The 21,915-nt window shown below is 49.5% G+C and carries 18 protein-coding genes; 17 read left to right on the plus strand and 1 reads right to left on the minus strand.

Translation table 11 applies throughout. The features are described from left to right. Positions 1 to 29 precede the first annotated feature (29 nt). The 17 genes from NYE70_RS18700 (at position 30) to NYE70_RS18780 (ending at position 21,008) form a co-directional block, all read left to right on the plus strand. On the plus strand, positions 30 to 2,771 hold the full coding sequence (locus tag NYE70_RS18700; protein ID WP_341047359.1) for a PAS domain S-box protein: 2,742 nt from the start codon (positions 30 to 32) through the stop codon (positions 2,769 to 2,771). A gap of 32 nt (positions 2,772 to 2,803) precedes the next feature. After that, complete coding sequence (locus NYE70_RS18705) at positions 2,804 to 3,469, plus strand: response regulator transcription factor (RefSeq protein ID WP_341047360.1); 666 nt, start codon at positions 2,804 to 2,806, stop codon at positions 3,467 to 3,469. 128 nt (positions 3,470 to 3,597) lie between these two features. Then, the gene (locus NYE70_RS18710; protein WP_341047361.1) at positions 3,598 to 5,367 is read left to right on the plus strand and encodes a cache domain-containing sensor histidine kinase; all 1,770 of its coding nucleotides are present in this window, start codon (positions 3,598 to 3,600) and stop codon (positions 5,365 to 5,367) included. 1 nt (position 5,368) lies between these two features. Next, the gene (locus NYE70_RS18715) at positions 5,369 to 6,943 is read left to right on the plus strand and encodes a response regulator transcription factor (RefSeq protein WP_341047362.1); all 1,575 of its coding nucleotides are present in this window, start codon (positions 5,369 to 5,371) and stop codon (positions 6,941 to 6,943) included. An 88-nt stretch (positions 6,944 to 7,031) separates the two neighbouring features. Further along, the gene (locus NYE70_RS18720) at positions 7,032 to 8,555 is read left to right on the plus strand and encodes a glycoside hydrolase family 31 protein (protein ID WP_341047363.1); all 1,524 of its coding nucleotides are present in this window, start codon (positions 7,032 to 7,034) and stop codon (positions 8,553 to 8,555) included. A 95-nt stretch (positions 8,556 to 8,650) separates the two neighbouring features. Further along, positions 8,651 to 9,880: an ABC transporter substrate-binding protein gene (locus tag NYE70_RS18725; protein ID WP_341047364.1), complete on the plus strand. Its 1,230-nt coding sequence runs from the start codon at positions 8,651 to 8,653 to the stop codon at positions 9,878 to 9,880. A 95-nt stretch (positions 9,881 to 9,975) separates the two neighbouring features. Continuing rightward, positions 9,976 to 10,857 (plus strand): carbohydrate ABC transporter permease, encoded by an 882-nt coding sequence (locus NYE70_RS18730; RefSeq protein ID WP_211024684.1) that lies wholly within the window; start codon positions 9,976 to 9,978, stop codon positions 10,855 to 10,857. Further along, on the plus strand, positions 10,854 to 11,687 hold the full coding sequence (locus tag NYE70_RS18735) for a carbohydrate ABC transporter permease (protein ID WP_341047365.1): 834 nt from the start codon (positions 10,854 to 10,856) through the stop codon (positions 11,685 to 11,687). The genes NYE70_RS18730 and NYE70_RS18735 overlap by 4 nt, the downstream gene beginning before the upstream one ends. Before the next feature lie 300 nt (positions 11,688 to 11,987). Further along, entirely contained in the window at positions 11,988 to 12,440 is a 453-nt protein-coding gene (locus NYE70_RS18740) for a chemotaxis protein CheX (protein ID WP_213656503.1), read from the plus strand. A gap of 11 nt (positions 12,441 to 12,451) precedes the next feature. Next, positions 12,452 to 12,814: a response regulator gene (locus tag NYE70_RS18745; protein WP_213656504.1), complete on the plus strand. Its 363-nt coding sequence runs from the start codon at positions 12,452 to 12,454 to the stop codon at positions 12,812 to 12,814. Positions 12,815 to 12,822: 8 nt separating this feature from the next. Next, complete coding sequence (locus NYE70_RS18750) at positions 12,823 to 12,957, plus strand: hypothetical protein (RefSeq protein WP_341047368.1); 135 nt, start codon at positions 12,823 to 12,825, stop codon at positions 12,955 to 12,957. A 2-nt stretch (positions 12,958 to 12,959) separates the two neighbouring features. After that, the gene (locus tag NYE70_RS18755; RefSeq protein WP_341047370.1) at positions 12,960 to 14,555 is read left to right on the plus strand and encodes a methyl-accepting chemotaxis protein; all 1,596 of its coding nucleotides are present in this window, start codon (positions 12,960 to 12,962) and stop codon (positions 14,553 to 14,555) included. 43 nt (positions 14,556 to 14,598) lie between these two features. Next, positions 14,599 to 16,557 (plus strand): methyl-accepting chemotaxis protein, encoded by a 1,959-nt coding sequence (locus NYE70_RS18760; protein ID WP_341047371.1) that lies wholly within the window; start codon positions 14,599 to 14,601, stop codon positions 16,555 to 16,557. A gap of 2 nt (positions 16,558 to 16,559) precedes the next feature. After that, entirely contained in the window at positions 16,560 to 17,009 is a 450-nt protein-coding gene (locus NYE70_RS18765; RefSeq protein WP_341047372.1) for a chemotaxis protein CheW, read from the plus strand. Positions 17,010 to 17,023: 14 nt separating this feature from the next. Beyond that, complete coding sequence (locus NYE70_RS18770) at positions 17,024 to 19,093, plus strand: chemotaxis protein CheA (protein WP_341047374.1); 2,070 nt, start codon at positions 17,024 to 17,026, stop codon at positions 19,091 to 19,093. A 22-nt stretch (positions 19,094 to 19,115) separates the two neighbouring features. Beyond that, positions 19,116 to 19,910, plus strand: a complete 795-nt coding sequence (locus NYE70_RS18775) for a CheR family methyltransferase (RefSeq protein WP_213656508.1) — start codon at positions 19,116 to 19,118, stop codon at positions 19,908 to 19,910. 33 nt (positions 19,911 to 19,943) lie between these two features. Then, a complete protein-coding gene (locus NYE70_RS18780; RefSeq protein WP_213656509.1) occupies positions 19,944 to 21,008 on the plus strand; it encodes a protein-glutamate methylesterase/protein-glutamine glutaminase in 1,065 nt (354 codons plus the stop codon). Positions 21,009 to 21,043: 35 nt separating this feature from the next. Here NYE70_RS18780 and NYE70_RS18785 read toward each other — a convergent pair whose 3' ends face one another. Further along, complete coding sequence (locus NYE70_RS18785; protein ID WP_213656510.1) at positions 21,044 to 21,733, minus strand: DNA-3-methyladenine glycosylase; 690 nt, start codon at positions 21,731 to 21,733, stop codon at positions 21,044 to 21,046. Positions 21,734 to 21,915 lie beyond the last annotated feature (182 nt).

Raw genomic sequence — 21,915 nt, forward strand, 5'->3', positions numbered from 1 at the left:
GTCATCTTGGTGGTAAAGGGGAGGCCGACTTGAACAGCCTAATCTACGTAATCATTACCCTTATTTTTTTTATTGCTTTGTTTGCGGTAATCGGAATCTTTCAAAAGTGCATCGGTCGGGTTCGCAAAGAGCTGGAGGACGCGGGCCAACGGATCAGTCTGCTTGAAAATATGCTGCACAATATAGATGTAGGTACCTGGTCTTATGACGGCCGGCAAAAAAAGGTCATTTTTACGTCCAGGGCATTTATGACGATTACAGGATATACGCCGGACAATTTCCGGAGCAAAATGGCTTGGGAGAACATCGTTCATCCGGAAGACGCGAGTTACTTCAGTGAATTGGCTGCCAGTTTGCGCAAAGGCATATCCGACTCCAGTGAGTATAGGATCATTCACGCCGACGGCGCGATTCGTTGGGTAGAGGTCCGGGTCATTCCGAGCATCAATGAGTACGGCCAATTAATCCGTTTGGATGGCATGGTGCTGGATGTCACCGACAAGAGAAAGGCAGCGCGGGAGCTTAAGAAGAGCGAGGACAGATTTTCCAGGCTAATCGAGCTCGTTCCCCACCCGACGATTGTGCAGAGAAATGAGCGGTTCCTTTATGCTAACCCTGCCGGTCTGCAATTAATGGGCTTCGATACGCTGGAAGAGATGATCGGTCAGGAAATCTTCCGGATCCTTCCCCCGCACGAATGGAGTAAAGCCAGAAACAGAATCCGCGCCATCGTGCAGGAGGAATCTGGAGAACCGGTGGAATATCAGGTGATCGGACCAAACGGTCAATTAATTCATGCCGAGGTATCAGGTATTTATGATGCGCATACGGATTCAACCGTACACGTCTTTTACGATATTACCGAACGCAAGAAGATCGAGGTTGCGCTGAAAGAAAGCATGGAGCGGTATCGCAGGCTTGTAGAGCTAGCTCCTGTAGCAATCGCATTATGCCACAATGGCATTATTGTCTTTGTAAACCCTGCCGGAATGCAAATTCTTGGTGCCGAGCTTGCCCGTGTAGTCGGGACGACTCCATGGGATTGGGTCATCGAGGAGGATATGGAGCGTTGCAGAGATCTGTTTAGAATTTTGATGGATAAAGGCACTCTACCCCCGGAGGAAATTACACTGGTTCGGACGGACGGGGAAAAGGTCGAGGCGCGGGTGGTCGGAATATTCGATGCGTCGAACTCGACTGTGGAGATTGTTTTCGAGGATATTACCTCGCGGAAGCAGGCGGAACGAGCCCTGCTGGCAAGCGAGGAATTAAACCGTCAGCTCGTGGAACTATCCCCGATTTCGATTCTTCTTCATCAGGACAGCATTATTACCTATGCCAACCCTGCAAGCGCCGCGCTTTACGGTGCGAAGGATGAGAGCGAGGTTATCGGACTCACCGCTTGGGATATATTGGGGAGGGGAAATTACGAAGAGATCATGGAAGCCCAAGGACCCAAGGACATCTTTGAGTTGGGGGGCACCCCGATGACTCAATATAAATTAGTTTGTCTGAACGGCGATGTGATTGAGGTAGAGGCGGTGACCACGGCGCTCCCGCATCTAGGGAAAACAGCAATGACCTTGGCTTGGGACATCACTTCGCGAAAAAAAGCCGAGGTGGAGAGATGGAATGCCGAGCAGTTGATCCGGCAGAGCGAAGACCGTTATTTCCGGCTGCAAACCAGTCTGGACCAATTTTCATCCGATCTTTTCGGCGTGGTCAAGGTAGATGAGTTAAACAGCAGGCTGGTGAGGGAAGTCCGGCAGGTGCTCGGCACCAGTAAGGTCACCCTGTTAAGGGCGGATTCCGAAGGACAGGTGGTCGTGACGCATGGCTGTCCGGAAGTTCCCGATGAAGTGCTGCAGAGCATCCGGGAGCATGGCCCCGACAGGCTTCCTTTATGCAGGCTGTTCGATACGCTCGAGGGGCACTATGTCAAAATCGGGGAAGTCAACGGGGAGAGCAGAATTCTTTGCGTAGGAGAGAGCACAGCCCGGTTAATCGAACAGGCCCCAAGGGTTTGGCTTGAGACACTATCGCGTTATGTTAGCGTTTTGTATGATAATTTCCGCGTTATTGAGGATTTAAAAAGGAATGTGGACCTGTTAGCCTCGGGGCGGGTGATGCCGCAGTGGTTGCTAAGATTCATATTTCACCTTTCCGAAAATGAACGAAAGCGGTTGTCTCAGGATCTTCATGATGCGGCGCTGCAAGAGCAGATTGTCTGGTATCACAGGTTGAATCAGCTCACCTTGGATACCGGGCTGCCCGTCCAATATCGGAGGCAGTTGGCAGAAATCGAGCAGGGGTTGCTTGACGTCATTTACCAGATCAGGATTACTTGCAATGAATTGAGACCTCCGCTGCTTAAGGAAGAAGGTCTGGAGCGGTCCCTGGAAACGCTGTTCGAGTTTGCGCAGTTACGTACGAACTACGCGATCCATTTTGACTACTCCGATCTCGGCTATGCCATCCACGATGATATCATTATCGGCTTATACCGGATCGTTCAGGAAATGTTGGCTAACGCGACGAAGCACTCCAATGCGTCCCGGGTAACCATTAAAATGTATTCCGGCAACGATGAAATTTATTTGGAATATGAAGATAACGGCGTCGGGATGGATGTGGGAACAACGATCAATACATTTAACAGTATGGGGATCTATGGAATGAAAGAGCGGGTTCGCGGAATGGATGGACAGATTGAGTTTCTCTCAACACCGGAAGAAGGACTGTCCATAAGGATTTCTATTCCTGCCCGGTAGCTAAAGAAGACTGGAAGAAGGGGTGTTCAGTGATGGTCCATATTTTGCTGGTGGATGATCATCCTTCGGTCATGGCAGGCACCAAGGTACTGCTGGAACAGGAAGGAGATATGGTTGTGGCAAACGCCGAGACGGTAGAGAAGGCGCTGGAGCTCGTCCGTCAAGACCATTATGACTTGATGCTGCTCGATCTTCATATGCCGAAAATGAACGGAATCGATCTGGCCAAGCAAATCATTGCGATCAGGCCGGAGGCCGTAATTTTGATTTATACGGGATTTGAGTTTACCAACCATTTTAATCTCATGATGGAAGCGGGAATTTCGGGATTCGTCCTGAAAACGGCGAGCAAAGAGCAGCTTGTGACCGCGGTGCGCTGCGCCTTAAGGGGTGAGGCGGTGCTGCCGTTGTCCCTGGTCAGGCAAATGAGGAGAGTCTCCGCGCAGGAGACCGAGAAGACGAGCGGCCTGGAGACGGGTGTGGTGACGGGCAAGGAATATGATATTTTGATGCAAATAGCCAGAGGCAAAAGCAATAAGGCCATCGCCGAGAATCTTCTGGTAAGTCAGCGATCCCTGGAATACAGCTTAACGAGCTTGTTCCACAAGCTGGGCGTTAAATCGCGAATTGAAGCCGCCATGAAGGCAAAAACGATGGGATTGCTATCCGATTCGGACTTTTCGAATCCACCGGTCTAATATATTTTTGATGTCAGGCCCCAGCTTGGGGTCCTTTTTCTATTGGAAGGTTACAGAAGACGGTTAATAAATATGCTAGAATAATGGGATTCCATTGGTTTTAAAGTGTAGCAGGGGGAGGGCAACGCGTGAAATTTTCTTTGCGCCAGCAGATGATCTTCAGCTTTTCCATCGTATTTATAACTTTGATCGTTGCCTTCGGCAGTTTGATTCTTAATTACAATATTTCCAGCTATCAGAAGCAAAGCTATGATTCTATCAACAAAGTGGTGAAGGCGAACCTATCTTTGATCGATAATCATTTGGATCAGCTGATCACGGTGTCCAAAATCGTGGCGAATGATCAGGACATTATTAATGCGGTTACCTACCGGAACAGTGTCCAGGAAATAGATTACTCTGTCGAGCTCTACAACCAGCGGGAGGTGGCATCCAAGATCAAGCAGCTTGATGTGTTGGGCAACATCACCAACGCCTTGATTATTGGAAATAATCATGAGTATTTGTATTACTACGGGAGTTCGCCGGTCCGCGGGTATCGTTTTGATCAGCAAGATTGGTTCAATAAGGCGGCATATATGGAGGATAAGTATATACGTTTTACTAACTTCCATCCGACGGACTACCTGCTTAATTATCGGAACCGCAAGACCGTGTCCGTAATTACGCCCATTATTAACGCTAATCAATATTATTCAGCCGGGCGCACCTTTTTAATGACGGACTTTAATCTGGACCCGATTTTATCGGATAAAAACGGACAAGGAAATATGCAAATCGCCATTTACGACGGGGTGAACCCGGTCCATTTTGCTAACAACAGCCATCTCTCAACCCTGCAGAAGGAAGATATCAGCGAGGGGTTGAGGAAGGGGAAGAAGTCTTTTATAGTTGCCAAGAGCGGTGATCATCCGGTATCCTATTTAGTCGTTAATGAAACCTCGCTAGTTTCCGGTTGGGCTATTCTGGGCATTATGCCGCTCACCGAAGTGGAGGAGCTTCGTTCAACCAATAAGACCGTTGTTATAGCGATGGTTGTAATCGCTTGCATGCTGGTGGTTTTGTTGTCGGGATTGATATCTAAATCCATTCTGAATCCCATGCAAAGCTTACTGCAACGATTCAACCAGATCGCCTCGGGACGCAGGGACGTATCTTTCAAGGAATCCAAGAGTAAGGAAATCAACTTGATAGCTGAGACGGCCGACCATATGCTAAAGAACATTAACCAATTGACGGACGAAGTCGTTGAGGAACAAAGACGTCTCGCTACGGAACAGCTAAAGGTGCTACAGCATCAAATCAATCCGCACTTTTTAAATAATGTCCTGCAATCCATAAAGGCAATGGCGGTATGCGGCGATACCGAATCCATCTCTAAAGCGACTACGCTTCTGGGGAAAATACTGTCCTATTCCGTTTATAATCCGTATGAACTGGTGGAGTTGAAGCAGGAACTAAGCTATACGGAGAATTACATCATTTTGCAAAACATACGGTTTAACGGCCTGATTAAATACAGTATGAGTTGCGATGAACAACTGGATCATTTCCTTGTCCCGAAACTGATGATTCAGCCGTTAGTCGAAAATGCGATTGAGCATGGCTTTGAGGATCGGAAGGAAGGACATCTATCGATTGTGGTGGAAGATGCCGGGAGAGAAATTTATATAGCGATAACGAATGACGGTGCTGCTGTCGATTCCGCTGAAGTGAAACGTATCAATAGTATGCTGTCTAACCAGGATACTTACAAACAGAATCAAAGCATCGGCTTGCTGAATCTGAATCAAAGACTAAAGAGCTGTTATGGAATGCAAGCGGGGGTTAAAATGCTGTCCAGAGAAGGTATGAATACGAGTATCGTAATTACGATACCGAAGCGAAAAGAGGGTTAAAGTGCTATCAGCGATCATTGTAGATGATGAAGTGTTGTCTATTAAGATGATGGAAAATATTCTGGATTGGGATAGTCTCGGCATCCGTATTGTCGGTACGGCTCAGAACGGATTGGAAGCCCTGAACCTGTGCCATCAGGAGGATCCCAATATCATCATTACCGATATCAAAATGCCTAATTTAAACGGATTGGAATTTATAAAAAAAGCCCGGGTTACGAATCCGGGGGCGGAATTTATTCTGATCAGCGCCTACGCGGATTTTGATTACGTTAAAAGGGCGATTGAGCTGGGATGCTCCAATTATATCTTAAAGCCGGTTGATGAGTTTGAACTGGAGCAAACGCTCAAAAAAATCATTGCCAAAATCAGCGATAAGATGATTGCGGAGAAAAACGCGGTAAAAAATCGGGTGGCGCATGACAAACAGGTCATTTATCGATATATGAGCACAGGGGTAAATCCGCTGGCTGCCGGAAAAAGTACGAGCAGTCTCAATTTAAATTTATCATCTTATACGTTATTCAGCTTTAATCTCACGGAACAATCCATGAACGATTATATCGAAAACGGGTTGCAGCTGGATGCACAGATGGCCTTTATTATGGAGCGGATGTCCGCCGTGATGGAGGAGTTTGGTCACTGCGTACTATTCGACTATAAAGATTACGCCTGGACAGCCATTCTGAGCGGCGATTGCTCGAAGGAGTCGTTGTCTGCTTGTGCCTCGAAGATGATAGACTTGTTTGCCGAGGAAATTCATATGAAGATTCATGTGTGCTTTAGCCCCCGGGGATCTCGGTTGGACGAGCTGCCGCATCTGTACCGCCGATTGGCTCAGCTAAGCCGTTTCAGTTCTTATATCGGAGATGAAGAGGTTCTGGGCTACGGATATAATATGATTGAAACGACGTTCCAGCAGGTAGATTTATTGGCATATACTAAACGGTTGGCCGAAGCGCTGAACCTGAATGATGCTGAGGAAGCTGCACGCATTATAGAAGAAGTACTATTGCTGTCTTGTAAATCGGATCCGGCCTCGCTTCACCTGTTTATTGACTTCAACTACAACGCATTCTGTGCGATCCGGGAGAAGTTGATCAAAGAGAATCGGCTTACTGACGAGTATCATGAAATTCGCCTTTTAAGTTATAGGGACATATCGGATATCTCTACAGCGGATGAAATGAGCCGTTTTATGAACAGAATTCTTCAGCTTCTTTCATCAAATCGTTCTCAGACTGCAAAGCCTCGATACAGCGCGCTTGTTGAGGTGGGGATTCGCTATTTGGGTGAGAATTACGACCGGAACCTCTCTTTAGAGGAAATATGCACGGAATTATCGGTAAGTAAAAATTATTTCAGCTATTTGTTTAAGCGGGAAACCGGATGGAATTTGTGGGCCTATCTGACCGAGATCCGGCTGAACAAATCCAAGGAACTTCTGCGAACGACAGATTGTAAAAGCTATGAAATCGCCTATATGGTGGGGTATGACAATCCAAGCTATTTTTCCAAGTTATTTAAGAAAAATACGGGTATGACCCCGAATGAATACCGGGCGGAAAATCAGTAATAAAGTGCTAGAAAAGCAGAAGACGCTTCATTGTTTTAAGGCTTCCCCTCCTGTAATCTAAGGTCAGAAATGGGGGGAGGCTTTTTTTATGATTATTCAAATGCTTGAGAACGAGTATTGGTATGGCGGTTGTGTAAGCGACGGAACACGGATGCCCGTGGGTCCGGAGGATAATTTGGAGATTCAGCTTGATCCAAACCCGACTCCAAACCAGGCGATGCCGTTGTTCGTGTCGTCCAAGGGAAGATATATATGGAAGGACGCGGGATTTCCCATTCATTTTGATCGGGGAAATATCGTTGTTCCGGATGATGTTCGGTGCGAAGGCGGATTTGGCACGCTGCGAGGGGCTTATCTTGCCGCTATGGAGAGACATTTCCCGTTTAAACCGGTGAATCTTTCCCGGGCTCTTCTGGATAAGCCGATCTTTAACAGTTGGATAGAGCTTACGTTTCACCAGAATGAGAAGGATTTACTGCATTATGCGAACAGCATCGTTCAAAACGGGTTTGAACCCGGTGTACTTATGATTGATGACGGATGGAGCGAATATTACGGCGATTGGAGTTTCCATTCCGGTAAATTCCCCGATCCGGCCAAGTTTATAAACAAGGTGCACGATATGGGATTCTCGGTCATGCTCTGGGTTTGTCCGTTTATTACGCCGGATACGGTTGCCTACCGGGAAGCGCGTGACAAAGGTTTGCTGATCAAAACTGCAGAAGGAAAGCCGTATATATGCGAATGGTGGAATGGATACTCGGCTGTACTTGATTTCTCCAATCCGGAAGCGGTAGCCTGGTTCGACCGCCAGCTGCAGGCGTTGCAAGAAATTGGAGTGGACGGATTCAAGTTCGATGCCGGGGACAGCATCTATTATCGGGAAGGTCACCTGACCTTCGGAAATGTGACTCCAAACGAACAATCGAGATTGTGGGCGGAATACGGGCAAAAATATGCCTTGAACGAGTACCGGGTCACCTTTCGGGCCGGAGGATATTCCTTATTCCAGCGGTTATGCGATAAAGAGCATGGCTGGGGTAATAAAGGGATTGCTGCATTGATCCCTGACAGCCTGCTTCAAGGCATAACGGGCCATCCATTCTCGTGTCCCGATATGGTAGGGGGCGGGGAGTATTTGAACTTCCAACAACTTGAAGACAGCGGTCTTGATGAAGAACTATTCTGTCGTCACAGCGAAATTGCTTGTCTGATGCCTGCAATACAATTTTCTGCAGCCCCATGGCGGGTGTTGTCACCGGATCATCTTCAGATCATTCACCGCCACTTGGAACTCCGAAGTCAATATGAGTCCCAGAGAGAAGACAGCTTTAAAGCGGCGGTGAGCAGCGGGGAACCTATGCTGCGCTTCATGGAGTATCAATTCCCGGGGGAAGGATTCGAGAGAGTAACGAATCAGTTTATGCTCGGCAGTCATACGCTTGTCGCACCGATTTACGAGAAGGGTAAAGCTAGCCGGGAGGTGAGCATTCCCCGGGGGCGCTGGCTATTTGAAGGAAACACGATTGTAAGCGAAGGGGAAGTCCGGGTACTTACACCGCAAGCAGGAATGCCGATTGTACTTGAACTTCAGAAAGATCCTCAAAAGTAATAAAGTTATAGAAGTTTTGCGCACAGCGTAATATTGTGCAATCGCTTTCAAACGACTGGAAATTCCCCCCTCTATCCGGGTGAAATTCAATAACTTTGTCATATACAAACGGAGGAAATGACGTCTCCAATTCTGCCGAAAAGAGCAAGGACGCGGACAAACCGGTGGAGATTAGAATTATGGCATACAATGCCGAATCCTCACGGGCAACGTATTTGAAAATGCTGGATGAGAAGCTTCCTAACATTAAGATCGTTTTTGAATTTGTTGCTCTCGACAACTTCAACAACGTACTGAACTCCCAGCTCCAGGCTGGGCAAGGACCGGACATTATCGAAGTGGGCGGCGAAACCCGTCTTTTGGCAAACGCGGGCTTTCTCATGGATCTGACCAATGAGAGCTTTACTTCCAAATATGCGGATGCCGGTCTCGCACCCTACTCCGTAAACGGCAAGGTTTATGCTACGCCGCTTCAAAGCTGGTATGAAGGTATTTTCTACAATAAGAAAATCTTCAAGGAACAAGGGATCGAGGTGCCGAAGTCGTTCGACCAGTTCATTCAGATCCATAAAGATTTAGCGGCTAAAGGAATCAAGCCTCAGATCATGGGTGCCCAGTCTTGGGAACCTATGATGAAACAAAGCATCGGACTTGTGAATAATGACTTCTACTCTAATCCTGACAACAAAGATTTTGACGAGAAATTCAACAACGGAGAAGCCAAGCTTTCGGAGGCATGGTTGCCGTACGTTGAAAATTGGTCGCGGATGATTACGGAAGGTATTCTTACTCCAGATATGCTCGGATTGAGCTATGATCAGGCATTGGATGAGTTTGCTACGGGTAAAGCAGCTATGTGGGAAAGCGGCCCTTGGGCTGTGGGAACGATTATGGAGAAAAGCCCGGATTTTGAGCTTGGAATGTTCCCGATTCCCGGATCGGAAGAAGGACCGGGTTGGCTTGTAGGCGGGCCAGGATCCGCATTTGCCGTCAACGCCAAGACCCAGCACAAGGCTGAGGTGCTCCAGATTCTTGATTTAACGGCCACTCCTGAAGCGCAGCAAGCTTTGATTAAAGATAACGCAGGAAGTTCTTTCTTGAAGGGCGTAGAAGTGGATTTGGGAGAAATTTATGCGGACTGCGAAGAAGCCTTTAAAGCCGGCAATGTGTATGCTCCATGGACAGCAGCTTGGGTGTCGGGCAATCCTGTCGTGGAAGGGTACGGAAAGTCCCTGCAGGAAGTAGTTGCCGGAGTTAAGACGATCAAACAAGCGCTTGAAGACGCAGATCAAGTTAATCAGGTCATGCGTGATTCGTTGAAATAGAAAAGGGACCCTGCGGGAGATAAAAACCGGCTGCTTGATTATGAGCTCCCCGGTTTTTATTTCTCTCTAGTCCGAATTGGGGAGGAGAGACACCAGTGAATACGAAGCGAAGAGACAGGGTTTTTCTTTTGATGATACTCCCGGCCTTTATCGGTTTTCTTCTACTGTTTATCGTACCGTCGCTTATGAGCTTCGGTTACAGCCTGACAAACTGGTCCGTATATAAACCGAATTTTAATTTTGTCGGATTGGATAACTATGCAAGTCTATTTGCAGATACCAAGAATATAGCGGCTATTAAACATTCAATTACTTATGCATTAGTGATCACGGTGCTTCAGAATGGATTCGCCATCTTGTTTGCTGTCCTGCTGAATCGAAAAGGGATTATGGCCAATATGGTCAAATCGATCTTTTTCTTGCCGGCGGTGCTCAGTATTTTAGTTGTGGGATTTTTGTTTCAATACATTATGACATCGGCCGATTATGGATTGTTAAACAATATTATTCAGTTTTTTGGAGGCACTCCGGTCAACTGGCTTGGAAACGGCAAAATTGCGCTATTTTCCGTGCTGGCCACGCAGGTGTGGCAGTGGACGGGTTGGAGTATGGTCATCTATATCGCCAATCTGAAGAGTATCGATGGTTCGCTTTATGAAGCCGCCGAAATAGATGGTGCAGGCAAACTTCAAACGTTCCGTAAAGTTACGCTCCCTCTTTTGTATCCCGCCGCTTCGTTCAATATTTTAATGAGTCTCATCGGCGGATTGAAGGTGTTTGACGTCGTCTTTGCAATGACAAAAGGCGGTCCAGGCTATGCAACAGAGACCATCATGACAACGCTGATCCGAGAAGGGTTTAATTCCGGACGGACCGCGTATGCATCGGCCTTTGCCGTCGTTTTCTTCGTCATCGTATTTGCACTAACTCAAATCATCACCTTCTTCTTGAACAAATGGGAGGAGAGAATCGCATGATCCGGACACAAAAATTCAAGAATGTTACTTTTAATTGCCTTTATGCCATCATTGGAGCGGTGATGCTGCTCCCAATATACTATCTGTTGGTAACCACCTTCAAAACACCGGCAGAAGCCACCGCAAGACCGCTTGGTCTGCCGACAACGTGGAATTTCGGTAATTATATCGAAGCATTTACGGCTATGAACTACCCGAGAGCGTTCACAAACAATTTATTAATCACCGGAATTGCCGTAATAATTCTAATTCTGATTTCTTCCATGGCTGCTTACGTTATTGCAAGGAGCAACAGATTAATATTTAAATGGATGTTCTCTATATTTATGGTCGGACTCATCATCCCTTTTCAAATCGCAATCATTCCGCTGTATAAAATTATCGCGGGCCTGCATTTGATGAACACGCTTCCCGGTGTCATATTGATTGATGTATTTTGTATTAACCTGCCGCTGTCGATATTTTTATTCCGGGGCTTTATCAATACAGTGCCCATAGAACTGGAAGAAGCGGCGGCGATCGATGGTTATGGCACGTTCAGAACCTTTTTGAGCATCATATTCCCGCTCCTTAAACCGATCGTTTCTACGGTAGCCATTCTGGACGCACTGGCAATCTGGAACGACTTCTTAACGCCCCTTCTGTTTCTGCAGGATCCCACAAAGGCAGTCTTGCTTCAGGAGGTTTATAAAAACGTCGGTCCGTTTTCCACGGATTGGACGTCATTCTTCCCGATGCTTGTGCTATCTACACTGCCTCTGGTTATCTTCTTCTTAATTATGCAGAAGAGCATTATCGATGGTGTAGTAGCTGGGGCAGTAAAAGGTTAATATATCCAAACTCTGATGGAGGAAAAGTTGGACTTATACATCTAGGTAAATCGTCCTGGTTTTGTGCGATACAGATTTCAGGGACAAAATCAATAGAAAGAAGGCCGCCTTATCGTCATTCTTGACGTCAACAGGTGGTCTTTTTTTGTTTTTCGACAGAAATTAACAACATTCTACAAAACTCCGCAATTTTTTTGCGGGCTCACGCAAGACTTTTTCGGTTACCATTGCCTCACGCGCGTGTATCATGAGGGTACCATAAAAATAGGACATTCATCACAGAAGAAAGGGTTGTGCTTAGTGCAAAAGTATGAAGGAGCAACGGACTTGCTGAACAGCGCCATTGAATCGATAAAGCATATATTTAGCTGTCCCACGCGGGTTGATGCGCCTAATTTGTTCGATCAAACTTTGATACAAAGCGATGTCGGCGTATTGATAGGGATCGTAGGAGATATGGAGGGACGCCTGGTTATAGAAGGAGAAAGCCGAATCTTCACCAAGCTTAGCGAGAATATGTGCGGCATGCCTCTGGAGGGAGAGATGCTTCACAGCTTCGTCGGTGAAATGGCGAATATGATCGCCGGAAATACATCGACGCTTCTGTCAAACCGGGGCAAACACATTGACATCACCCCTCCGACGGTGATGGTGGGGCAGCTTCAATTATACGGATTTAAACGCGGGATCCGGGTGACCGTACATTTGGAGGCCGTCGGCCCGGTCAACGCGATTTTGCTGCTGCAAGGTTAAGGAGGAAGGACATGCATAAAATTTTGGTTGTTGATGACGCGGCTTTTATGCGATTGATGCTAAAAAACATTTTGAGCAAACAAGGATATGAGATCGTGGGTGAAGCCGAGAACGGGCTTGAGGCGGTGGAAAAGTACAAAGCCTTATCGCCGGACCTCGTGACCATGGACATTACGATGCCGGTCATGGAGGGGGTAGAAGCTGTAAGACTGATTAAGCAGCTCGATCCTAACGCAAAGATCATCATGTGCTCGGCGATGGGGCAGCAATCGATGGTAGTGCAGTCTCTACAAGCCGGTGCCAGAGATTTTATAGTCAAACCGTTTCAAGAGGAACGGGTTCTGGAATCCATAAGAAAGACATTAGGAGCTTAAGATCGAAAATGAGGGCGGTTAAACAAGTGAAGTTCATTAATTTCCATCATGAGGATAGCTTATCGGGAGAAGAACTGGAACTGATTTTGGAGCATCTTGAGGCAGAGCTGGAACAAATTAAAGACAGGGATAGCGAGGGGTAATCATGAGCTGGTTTCGCAATATGAAAATTTCGGTAAAATTATACTTTGGATTTCTGATTATGGCCGTTTTATTGGTGTTCATAGGCTACTTTGGACTAAGCAGTATAGATAAATTGAACGACAGTATGTCCGACATGTATGACAACAATCTGGTACCGGTTCGGGATATGTCCGGTGCTCTGGGATTATATCAGAGAATTCGGGTGAATATCCGCGACATGCAATCCTTGGCCGACAGCAAGGAAGACAGAGATGAGTATAATCAGAAAATCGACAGCTTTATTAGTGAAGTCGAAACAAATATCGGTCAGTACCAAAGCACGGAGTTGACCAGTGCGGAAGAAGACCTCCTGGAGTCTTTAAGTCCGGATTGGGAGGTTTTCAAACAAGACTTGAACGAGGCTAGAAATCTGATCTACGAAGGCAAGACAGAGGAACTTCATGCACTGCTGAAGGGTGATATGGATAAGCATGGGGATACGGTCATGGATCTCCTTCAAGAATTGGTTACCTTGAACGTAAAGCTGGCGGACGAACGCAGCGCACAGGGGAATCAAGTATATCTGGATTCGCGGAATACCACTTTCATAGTGCTCGTAATATCGGTACTGCTTAGTGTAGTCTTCGCCGTGTTTTTATCGCGAAGTATCTCCAATCCGCTCCGTAGAGTAGTGGACCTGGTTGACCAAGTATCGAAGGGCGACCTGACGGAAACGGCGGAGATTACTTCCAAGGACGAGGTCGGACAACTCGCAGTTTCCATGAACGAGATGATTTTGAGCCTGCGGGGCATCGTCGGTGGAGTAGTTACCACCGCAGAGGGGGTCTCGGCTGCAGCCCAGCAAATTTCGGCCAGTACGGAAGAGATCGCTGGAGGAAGCTCGGGTCAGGCTCATGCGGCGCAAACGATTAACGAGTTATTCAAGGAATTAACGGCCGCAACACACGCGGTAGCCCGGATTGCCGAACAGGCATCGGACATTTCCGAGGATACGATGGACATTGCCGAGCAAGGCGGAAAAGTCGTTCGCTCGTCCGTGGAAGGCATGAACCTGGTCAATGTGCATGTGACGAAACTGGAAGAGGATTCAAACCGGATCGGCGAAATTATCGAAGTGATTGACGATATTGCGGAGCAGACGAACCTGCTTGCCCTGAATGCGGCGATTGAGGCTGCGCGGGCGGGGGATCAAGGCAGAGGGTTTGCCGTTGTAGCCGATGAAGTCCGGAAGCTGGCGGAACGCAGCGGCGAGGCTACGAAACAGATCACCGATATTATTAAGGGCATGCAGGAAAATACGCGTCAAAGCGTGAAGGCTACCCGCGACGGGGTTGCACTTTCCAAGCAGACGGGCGAAGCCTTTGAGAACATTATCAACAAGGTCGGCGAGTCCGCAAGCAAAGTAACCGAAATTGCAGCGGCCAGCCAGCAGCAGGCAGCCCAGTCGGCCGAGGTGATGTCGGCGGTGGAAAATATATCTGCAGTAACCGAGGAGTCGGCGGCAAGCTGCGAAGAAACGGCCTCGGCGGCTCAGTCTCTTGCCGGACTGGCGGAAGAATTGAATCATTCTGTTTCAGTGTTTAAAGTGAATTCATAACTAGGTGGGGGCAAATGTGAAGTTAAAAAAAACCGGGTTTTCTATGAAGTTACGGACGCGTATGCTGGTCACGATTCTCGGGTCGATCGTTATTCTCCTCGGAAGCATGCTGACCGTAATTGGAATCACTACCAAAAATGAAGCCATGGATACGGCTATCTCGCTTTCGCAAATCTCAGGCGAAAAAATCGGAGCCAACGTTCAGCTGGAATTTGACAAAGCCATCGGGGTGGCCCGCAGTTTGGCCGAAACCACGGAGAGTTTGAAGCAGAGCGGTACGACGAATCGGAACACGGTCAATACCATCCTTAAAAATGTGATAGATAATAATCCTTCCTATATAGGGGTATGGGCGATCTGGGAACCGAACGCCTTTGATGGCAAAGACGGATTATACCGGAACGCTCCGGGCTCCAACGAGGATGGAAGATGGCTTCCTTATTGGAAGCGCACGGATCATGGATTAGAGCTAAGCACGCTTACAGCGGATGATATTGAAGGCGAAGACGGATTTTATGCAACTGTTAAGAGCCAGGGCAAGGAAACGATCCTGGATCCGTACAATTACCAAATTAACGGGAAGGATGTCATGATGACGTCGATGGTTGTCCCGATCAGGGAGAACGGTTCAGTAGTTGGGGTGATCGGTATGGATATCGAACTGGAATATCTTCAGAGCATGATGGAACAGTTCAAACTTTACACTACCGGTTTCGCTCATATTTACTCGAACCAGGGGACGATCGTCACCAATCCGGACAGAAGCGTAATTGGCAAGAAAATGGACGAGGCATTTCAAACTGCCAATTCCGAGGATATTATGAAATCAATTTCCCAAGGGAGCACTTACACGGGGAATTGGGAGGGGAACTACCTTCTTTATACCCCGATCTCAATAGGCAATACGGAAACCCCGTGGTCGGTAGCTACGGTAGTGCCGATGAAGGAAGTTACGGCTGATGCTGACAAGCTGTTAACATCAATTATTGCCGCGGGTGTCGTAACCCTGCTTATATTAGGGGTCATCATCGTGTTGCTGACCGGAAGTATCGTAAAACCGCTTAAACAAGCCGTAGAGGTCGGAGAGCACATGGCTCGCGGGGATTTCACCAAGGAGTTACCGGAACCGATCTTGCGCAGACATGACGAAATTGGCGTGTTGGGCCGGGGATTCCATGAAATTTCGCAAAGCATGAGAACTATGCTTGGAAAAGTCAGCTTGAATGCTTCCCAGGTTGCTGCGGCTTCCCAGCAAATTTCCGCAGGCTCCGAAGAACTGGCTTCGGGCAGCGGAGATCAGGCTTATGCCGTGCAAACGATCAATGAATTGTTCAAGGAACTGTCCAGCGCGATCAACTCGGTAGCTGCCAGCGCGTCGTCGGCTTCGGAATTGGCGAATAAAACCGCTAGCGTCGCCGATGAAGGAGGGGCGGTTGTTGGACGCTCCGTAGAAGAAATGAGTACGGTAAGTCGTCAGGTTCTCCGCTTGGAGCAAGATTCCACGCGTATAGGTGAGATCATCGAGGTTATAGACGACATCGCGGAGCAGACGAACCTGTTGGCTTTGAATGCGGCTATTGAAGCGGCGAGAGCCGGGGATCAGGGCCGGGGATTTGCCGTCGTGGCGGATGAGGTGCGGAAATTGGCGGAGCGAAGCGGAGAAGCCACGAAACAGATTACAAGCATTATTAAGGGCATGCAGAATAATACAACGGAAACGGTTAAAGCCGTGGAAGCGGGCGTGCTCTCTACCGAGAAATCCGGAGAGGCTTTCGGCAATATCTCAACGATGGTAAGCGAGTCGGCTAGCCGGGTCATGGAGATTGCCGCAGCGAGCGAGGAGCAGGCTGCTCAAGCCAGCGATGTGGTGGCCGCGATTGAAAGCATCTCGGCTGCGACGCAAGAAACGGCGGCGAGCAGTGAGGAAACGGCATCGACGGCCGGGGCATTGGCCGAGCTTGCCGAAGAGTTAAACCGCATGGTTGCGGCATTCAAAATTTAATCATGCGGGAGGCGGGAGTGGACATGCAGGCAAGCAGCCAGGAACAGTATATTGAGTTTGGAATTGAACAAGAGCAGTACGCCATTCGCATTCAGGATATACATGAAATCATCAAAATTCAGGAGATCACGGCCATTCCTAACGTAACGGAATACGTCAAAGGCGTTATCAATTTGCGCGGCCGGATTGTTCCTGTAATCAGCCTGCGGTGTCTGTTCGGCAGTGAAGAGGCGGAGTACACCAAGAGCAGCCGGATCGTCGTCATTCATCACCAGGAAGAGGCGGTCGGCATCATCGTGGACCGGGTGAACAAGGTGACGACATTTACGGATATTCAGCCTCCTCCCGAGCGGGTCGGGGGCGTACAGGGAAGCTTTTTTACGGGAATCGGGCTTGCGGAGAGCGGGTTGGTCGGCATCTTGAGACTGGACGAAGTTCTTTTGCATGAATAAGGAGGCTTACCGGCGTGCTGTCTGAATATAGAGAAGTATTTCTGGAGGAGCTGGAAGAACAGCTTCAACTGATGGATGAGGAGATTCTGAAGCTGGAACGGGAGGAGGACTCCTCCCGAATCGTGCAGGCCCTGTTTCGCGCAGCCCATACGTTGAAAGGTTCCTCGGCGGCCATGGGCTTTGATATCATGAAGCAATTGACGCATGAGATGGAGCAACTGCTGGACCTGGTGCGAAGCGGGAAAAGAACGGTAACCGGAGTTTTAATCGATCGATTGTTTCAAGCTCTGGATCACTTGAAGCTATTGAAGCTTGATATTGTGGATGGCGGAGGCGGAACGGGAATCGATATTTCGGCCTGTGTCCGGCAGCTTCAGAGCTTTGCTAACGGAACCGAAGATGCCGAGGCGGCGGAAACGGTAGAACTTCCGGAGACCGAGGAGATCACCGGTTACGCGGAGACCGATGCAGCAAAAGCAAAACCGGTATTGGCACTCAATTACCGGCTTAAGGCAAGCGAATGTCTGGATCAGGGCCGCCAGGTCAATTGGATTTCCGTACGGATTTCAAGCTCCTGTCCGATCAAGGGGGCGAGGGCATTTGTCATCCAGTCCAGCCTTGCTGAGTTAGGGGAAGTATTGTATACCCAACCTGATTTGGAAGAGCTGGAGGAGCAGGCCGAGGGAGCGACAGAGATCCTTTATCTCCATGCGGGCGACCGGGGGCAGGAGGAACTGGAGGCCTTTACTTTGGCGCTAATGGATGTGGAAGCCGTATTGGTTGAGGCCGTTTCCTCCGAGGAAATCGAGCTTGTCCAGCCTTCAACTGTGCAGACGGCCGTGAAAACGGCAGGTCCGGAGGAGGGTTCGGGCCAGACGTCCGGCAAAGCCAAATCGCAGACGATTCGGGTGAGCGTCGAACGCCTGGAGCATCTGATGAATCTGGTCGGTGAGCTGGTGATTGACCAAACCCGGATTCATCAGGTCGAACGCACCCAGAGAAGACGTTTTACGGATGATTCGGTGGAAGAGCTCGGTCATATTTCCGATCATTTGTCGCGTATTATCGGAGATTTGCAGGAGAGTGTGATGAAAACGCGGATGCTTCCGATCGAACAGCTTTTTAATCGGTTTCCACGGATGATCCGGGACTTGTCACGTGATCTTGGCAAGGAGATCGAATTGGTGATAGAGGGAAAAGACACCGAGTTGGACCGGACGCTGATCGAGGAAATTGCCGATCCGTTGATTCACTTAATCCGAAATGCTGTGGACCATGGGATTGAAGACCCTGGAGTACGAACGGCAAACGGCAAGGCGGCCAAGGGTACCTTGACCATCCGGGCGGCTCATGAAGATAACCAGGTCGTCATCTACGTGGAAGACGACGGGGCCGGGATTCATGCGGAGAAGATCCGGGCTTCCGCCATTGCCAAAGGGGTCATTTCTCCCGAGGAGGCTTCCTATTTGTCGGAGATGGAGTCGGTCGATTTGATCTTCAGTCCGGGTTTCTCCACCGCAGCGGTCGTCAGCGAAGTCTCCGGGCGGGGCGTCGGAATGGACATCGTTAAGAGTCATATCGAGAAATTGAACGGCCTGATCGAAATTCATACGACGGTCGGTAAAGGGACAACCTTCAAAATCAAATTGCCGCTGACCCTGGCGATCATAGAAGGATTGCTTGTAAAGCTTGCGGCTCAAACTTTCATTATACCTATGAGCAATATATCGGAAATCGTGAGAGTGACCCGGGAAGACATCGTTACGGTGCGGGGGCAATCGGTAATCCTGCTCCGCAACCAGGTGATTCCGGTAGCCTGGATTCATGAGTATTTTCAGCTGCCGAAATCGTCGGCGGCCAAGCAAAATATTTCTCTGGTCATCGTCGGTTCGGCCGAGAAGCGGCTGGCTTTGGTGGTAGACGAACTGATCGGCAACCAGGAAATCGTAATCAAGTCGCTAGGTTCCTACATCGGCAAAGTGACCGGAATTGCCGGCGGAACGATTCTTGGCGACGGAAGCGTGGCCCTGATTATGGAGATCGCGGGCATCATCGCAAAAATGGGCGGTAAAACCGTGTCTTAGTTAAAAGGAGGCGAAATGAGGCATGTTGACCTCTCTGCAGCCTAATCAGGATTTTGCGCGGTTTGTCCAACTAGTGAAGACAAAATCCGGCATTGATTTGGCTTTATATAAAGAACCGCAAATGAAGCGCAGATTGAACAGTTTGCGCGAAAGAAGAGGCTTTGCCAGCTTTGTTGATTTTTATAATGCATTTTCAAGCCAACCTGACTTATATGCTGAGTTTCTGGACCAGATGACCATCAATGTGTCGGAGTTTTTCCGGAATCCGCAGCGATGGGATGTGCTGAGGGATAAGGTGTTTCCCGAGCTTATGAAACTCAGTCCCAAGCCGAAATGCTGGAGCGCCGCCTGTTCGACGGGAGAAGAACCGTACTCTATGGCTATGCTGCTGTCCGAATTTCTGGAACTGAGAGATATCCGGCTGCTAGCCACGGATTTGGACCAACATGTGATTGAACGGGCTCAAATCGGAAATTATGCGGCGGCTGCGGTAAAAGATGTGCCGAAGGCGCATCTGAATAACTATTTTACTAAGCAGGGCGAGCGATATCAGATCTCGGACCAAATCAAGCGATGTGTGCAGTTCAAGCGGCATAATCTGCTTGCCGACCGTTATGAGACGGGCTTCGATCTGATCGTTTGCCGGAATGTGCTGATCTATTTCACCGATGAAGCCAAGGAAGCGATCTTCACGAAGTTCAGCCAAGCTCTGAGACCCGGCGGCTACTTGTTCATCGGGGGAACGGAGCAGATTTTTCAACCTCAGCAGTATGGGCTTGAAGCGACGGAGACCTTTTTTTACAGAAAGAAACAGTAAATTTACAAAACATATAGAAGGAAGATACCGGTCATGGAGAAAATCAAAGTACTGGTCGTTGACGATTCGCTGTTTATGCGCAGAATGATCGTTCGACTGGTGGAAGAGGATGAGAATATCCAGGTCGTCGGTACCGCCCGCAACGGCGTTGAAGGTGTCAAGCTGGTCAAGGAGCTGCGGCCGGACGTAGTGACGATGGATATCGAAATGCCGGAAATGAACGGAATCGAAGCGTTGGGCAAAATCATGGAGGAGCTGCCTACGCGGGTGGTCATGCTCAGTTCCCTGACGAAGGAGGGAGCGGAGGAAACCATCACCGCTCTGCAGAGCGGTGCGGTTGACTTTATAGCGAAGCCGTCGGGATCGGTGGGCACCGGTCTGACCGGAGCCAGGGAAGAGATCATCGGCAAAATCAAGGCGGCGGCCCGCACCCCGCTTTCGGTGCTGATCGCCGCTCGTCGAGGCGGGGTTCCGCAGACCGTATGGGAGCCGAAGCGTGCTGTGCCCGAAGCGGCCAAGGAATTCCGCCAAATTGTGGCGATCGGTACTTCGACGGGAGGGCCGAAGGCTTTGGAGACCGTGCTGACCGGATTGCCGGCTGATTTTCCGTATCCTGTGCTCGTTGTTCAGCACATGCCGCCCAAGTTCACTTTGTCACTGGCGCAGCGCTTAAACAACTTGTGCCGGATACGTGTCGTGGAGGCGGAGGATGGCCAACTCGTACAGGGAGGGACTGCGTATATTGCACCCGGCGGATTCCATATGACTTTGACCAAAAAGAGGGATGGGGTTCGGATCGCCTTGCATCAGGAACCTCCTCAAAACGGACACCGTCCTTCGGTCGATGTCATGTTTGATTCCGTTTCCGCTTTGCCGGACTTGAAAAAGCACTATGTGCTGATGACCGGCATGGGCAGCGACGGTGCGAAAGCGATGGCGCAGGCCAAGCGGCAGGGGGCCGAATCCACGATCGCGGAGGCTCAGGACAGTTGTGTCGTATTCGGCATGCCGCGGGCGGCGATCAGCCTAAACTGCGTCGACCATGTCGTGCCGGTAACGGTCATCGCCGCCAAGATCCGGCAGCTGACAAAGACTTGAGCAGCTGGCTTATGGAGAATAGGGGCATTCCCTGGTTAATAGGGAATGCCCCTTTCTTTGTCGATTACCGAGACATAAGGATTGTCTCGGTAATAAAACCGCCATGGCATGTCGGCGTACTCCGCCGCATAGGCGATGTTGATGCGCGGCGCGGCGATGATGGCGGGCTGCGGGTCCCCCGGCGATGACGCCGGCGCCGGGGGAGGAGCGCCCGCTTCCAGGCGCAGCGGGCTGGCGCTGCTGTGCAGCAGCACGCCGTTTAGCGACTTGTCTATCAGGAGGGCCCGGCACAGTTTGCCGGGACCCCCCGACAAGTCGGCTGGCCGGCGCGCGCGGGAGCCGCGGTGGAGGCGCATGAGCGCTTCGTCCTGCTGCGTCAGCGGCTCCACGGCCCGGATCAGGACGGCCTGCGGATCGTCCCGGGACCCCGTGACCACATTTAGGCAGTGGTACATGCCGTAAATCAAATAAATATAGGCGGCTCCGCCCTCGGCAAACATGATCTCCGTCCGGCCCGTCCTCCGGCCGCCGTAGGCATGACTTCCCTTGTCCTCGATGCCGCCATAGCTCTCCGTCTCGACGATCCGGCAGCGGATTTCACCCTCATCGGTCTCATGGACGAGCGTCTGCCCCAACAACAGGGGAGCCGTCTCCAACGCCGAGCGGGCATAGAAGGACAGCGGGAGCAGTTCCCCCGCGCTGAAGTTATTAGGAATGGATTGCATGAACTTAGACCTCCTCGGATTTTTGCCATTCCGGTTCCGGAGTATTGGCTAAAGAGACTCCAGAATTGGCGTTCAACCCTCGTCAGTTTTACCCTAATAATATATAAACCGCTTTTGGGAACGCAAGGCAAATGAGGCCCTGACAGCTCGCCGCGTAATTCCGTCTACTAACGAACCGTACA

The sequence above is a fragment of the Paenibacillus sp. FSL R5-0407 genome, from assembly GCF_038009185.1.
GTDB lineage: Bacteria > Bacillota > Bacilli > Paenibacillales > Paenibacillaceae > Fontibacillus > Fontibacillus vini.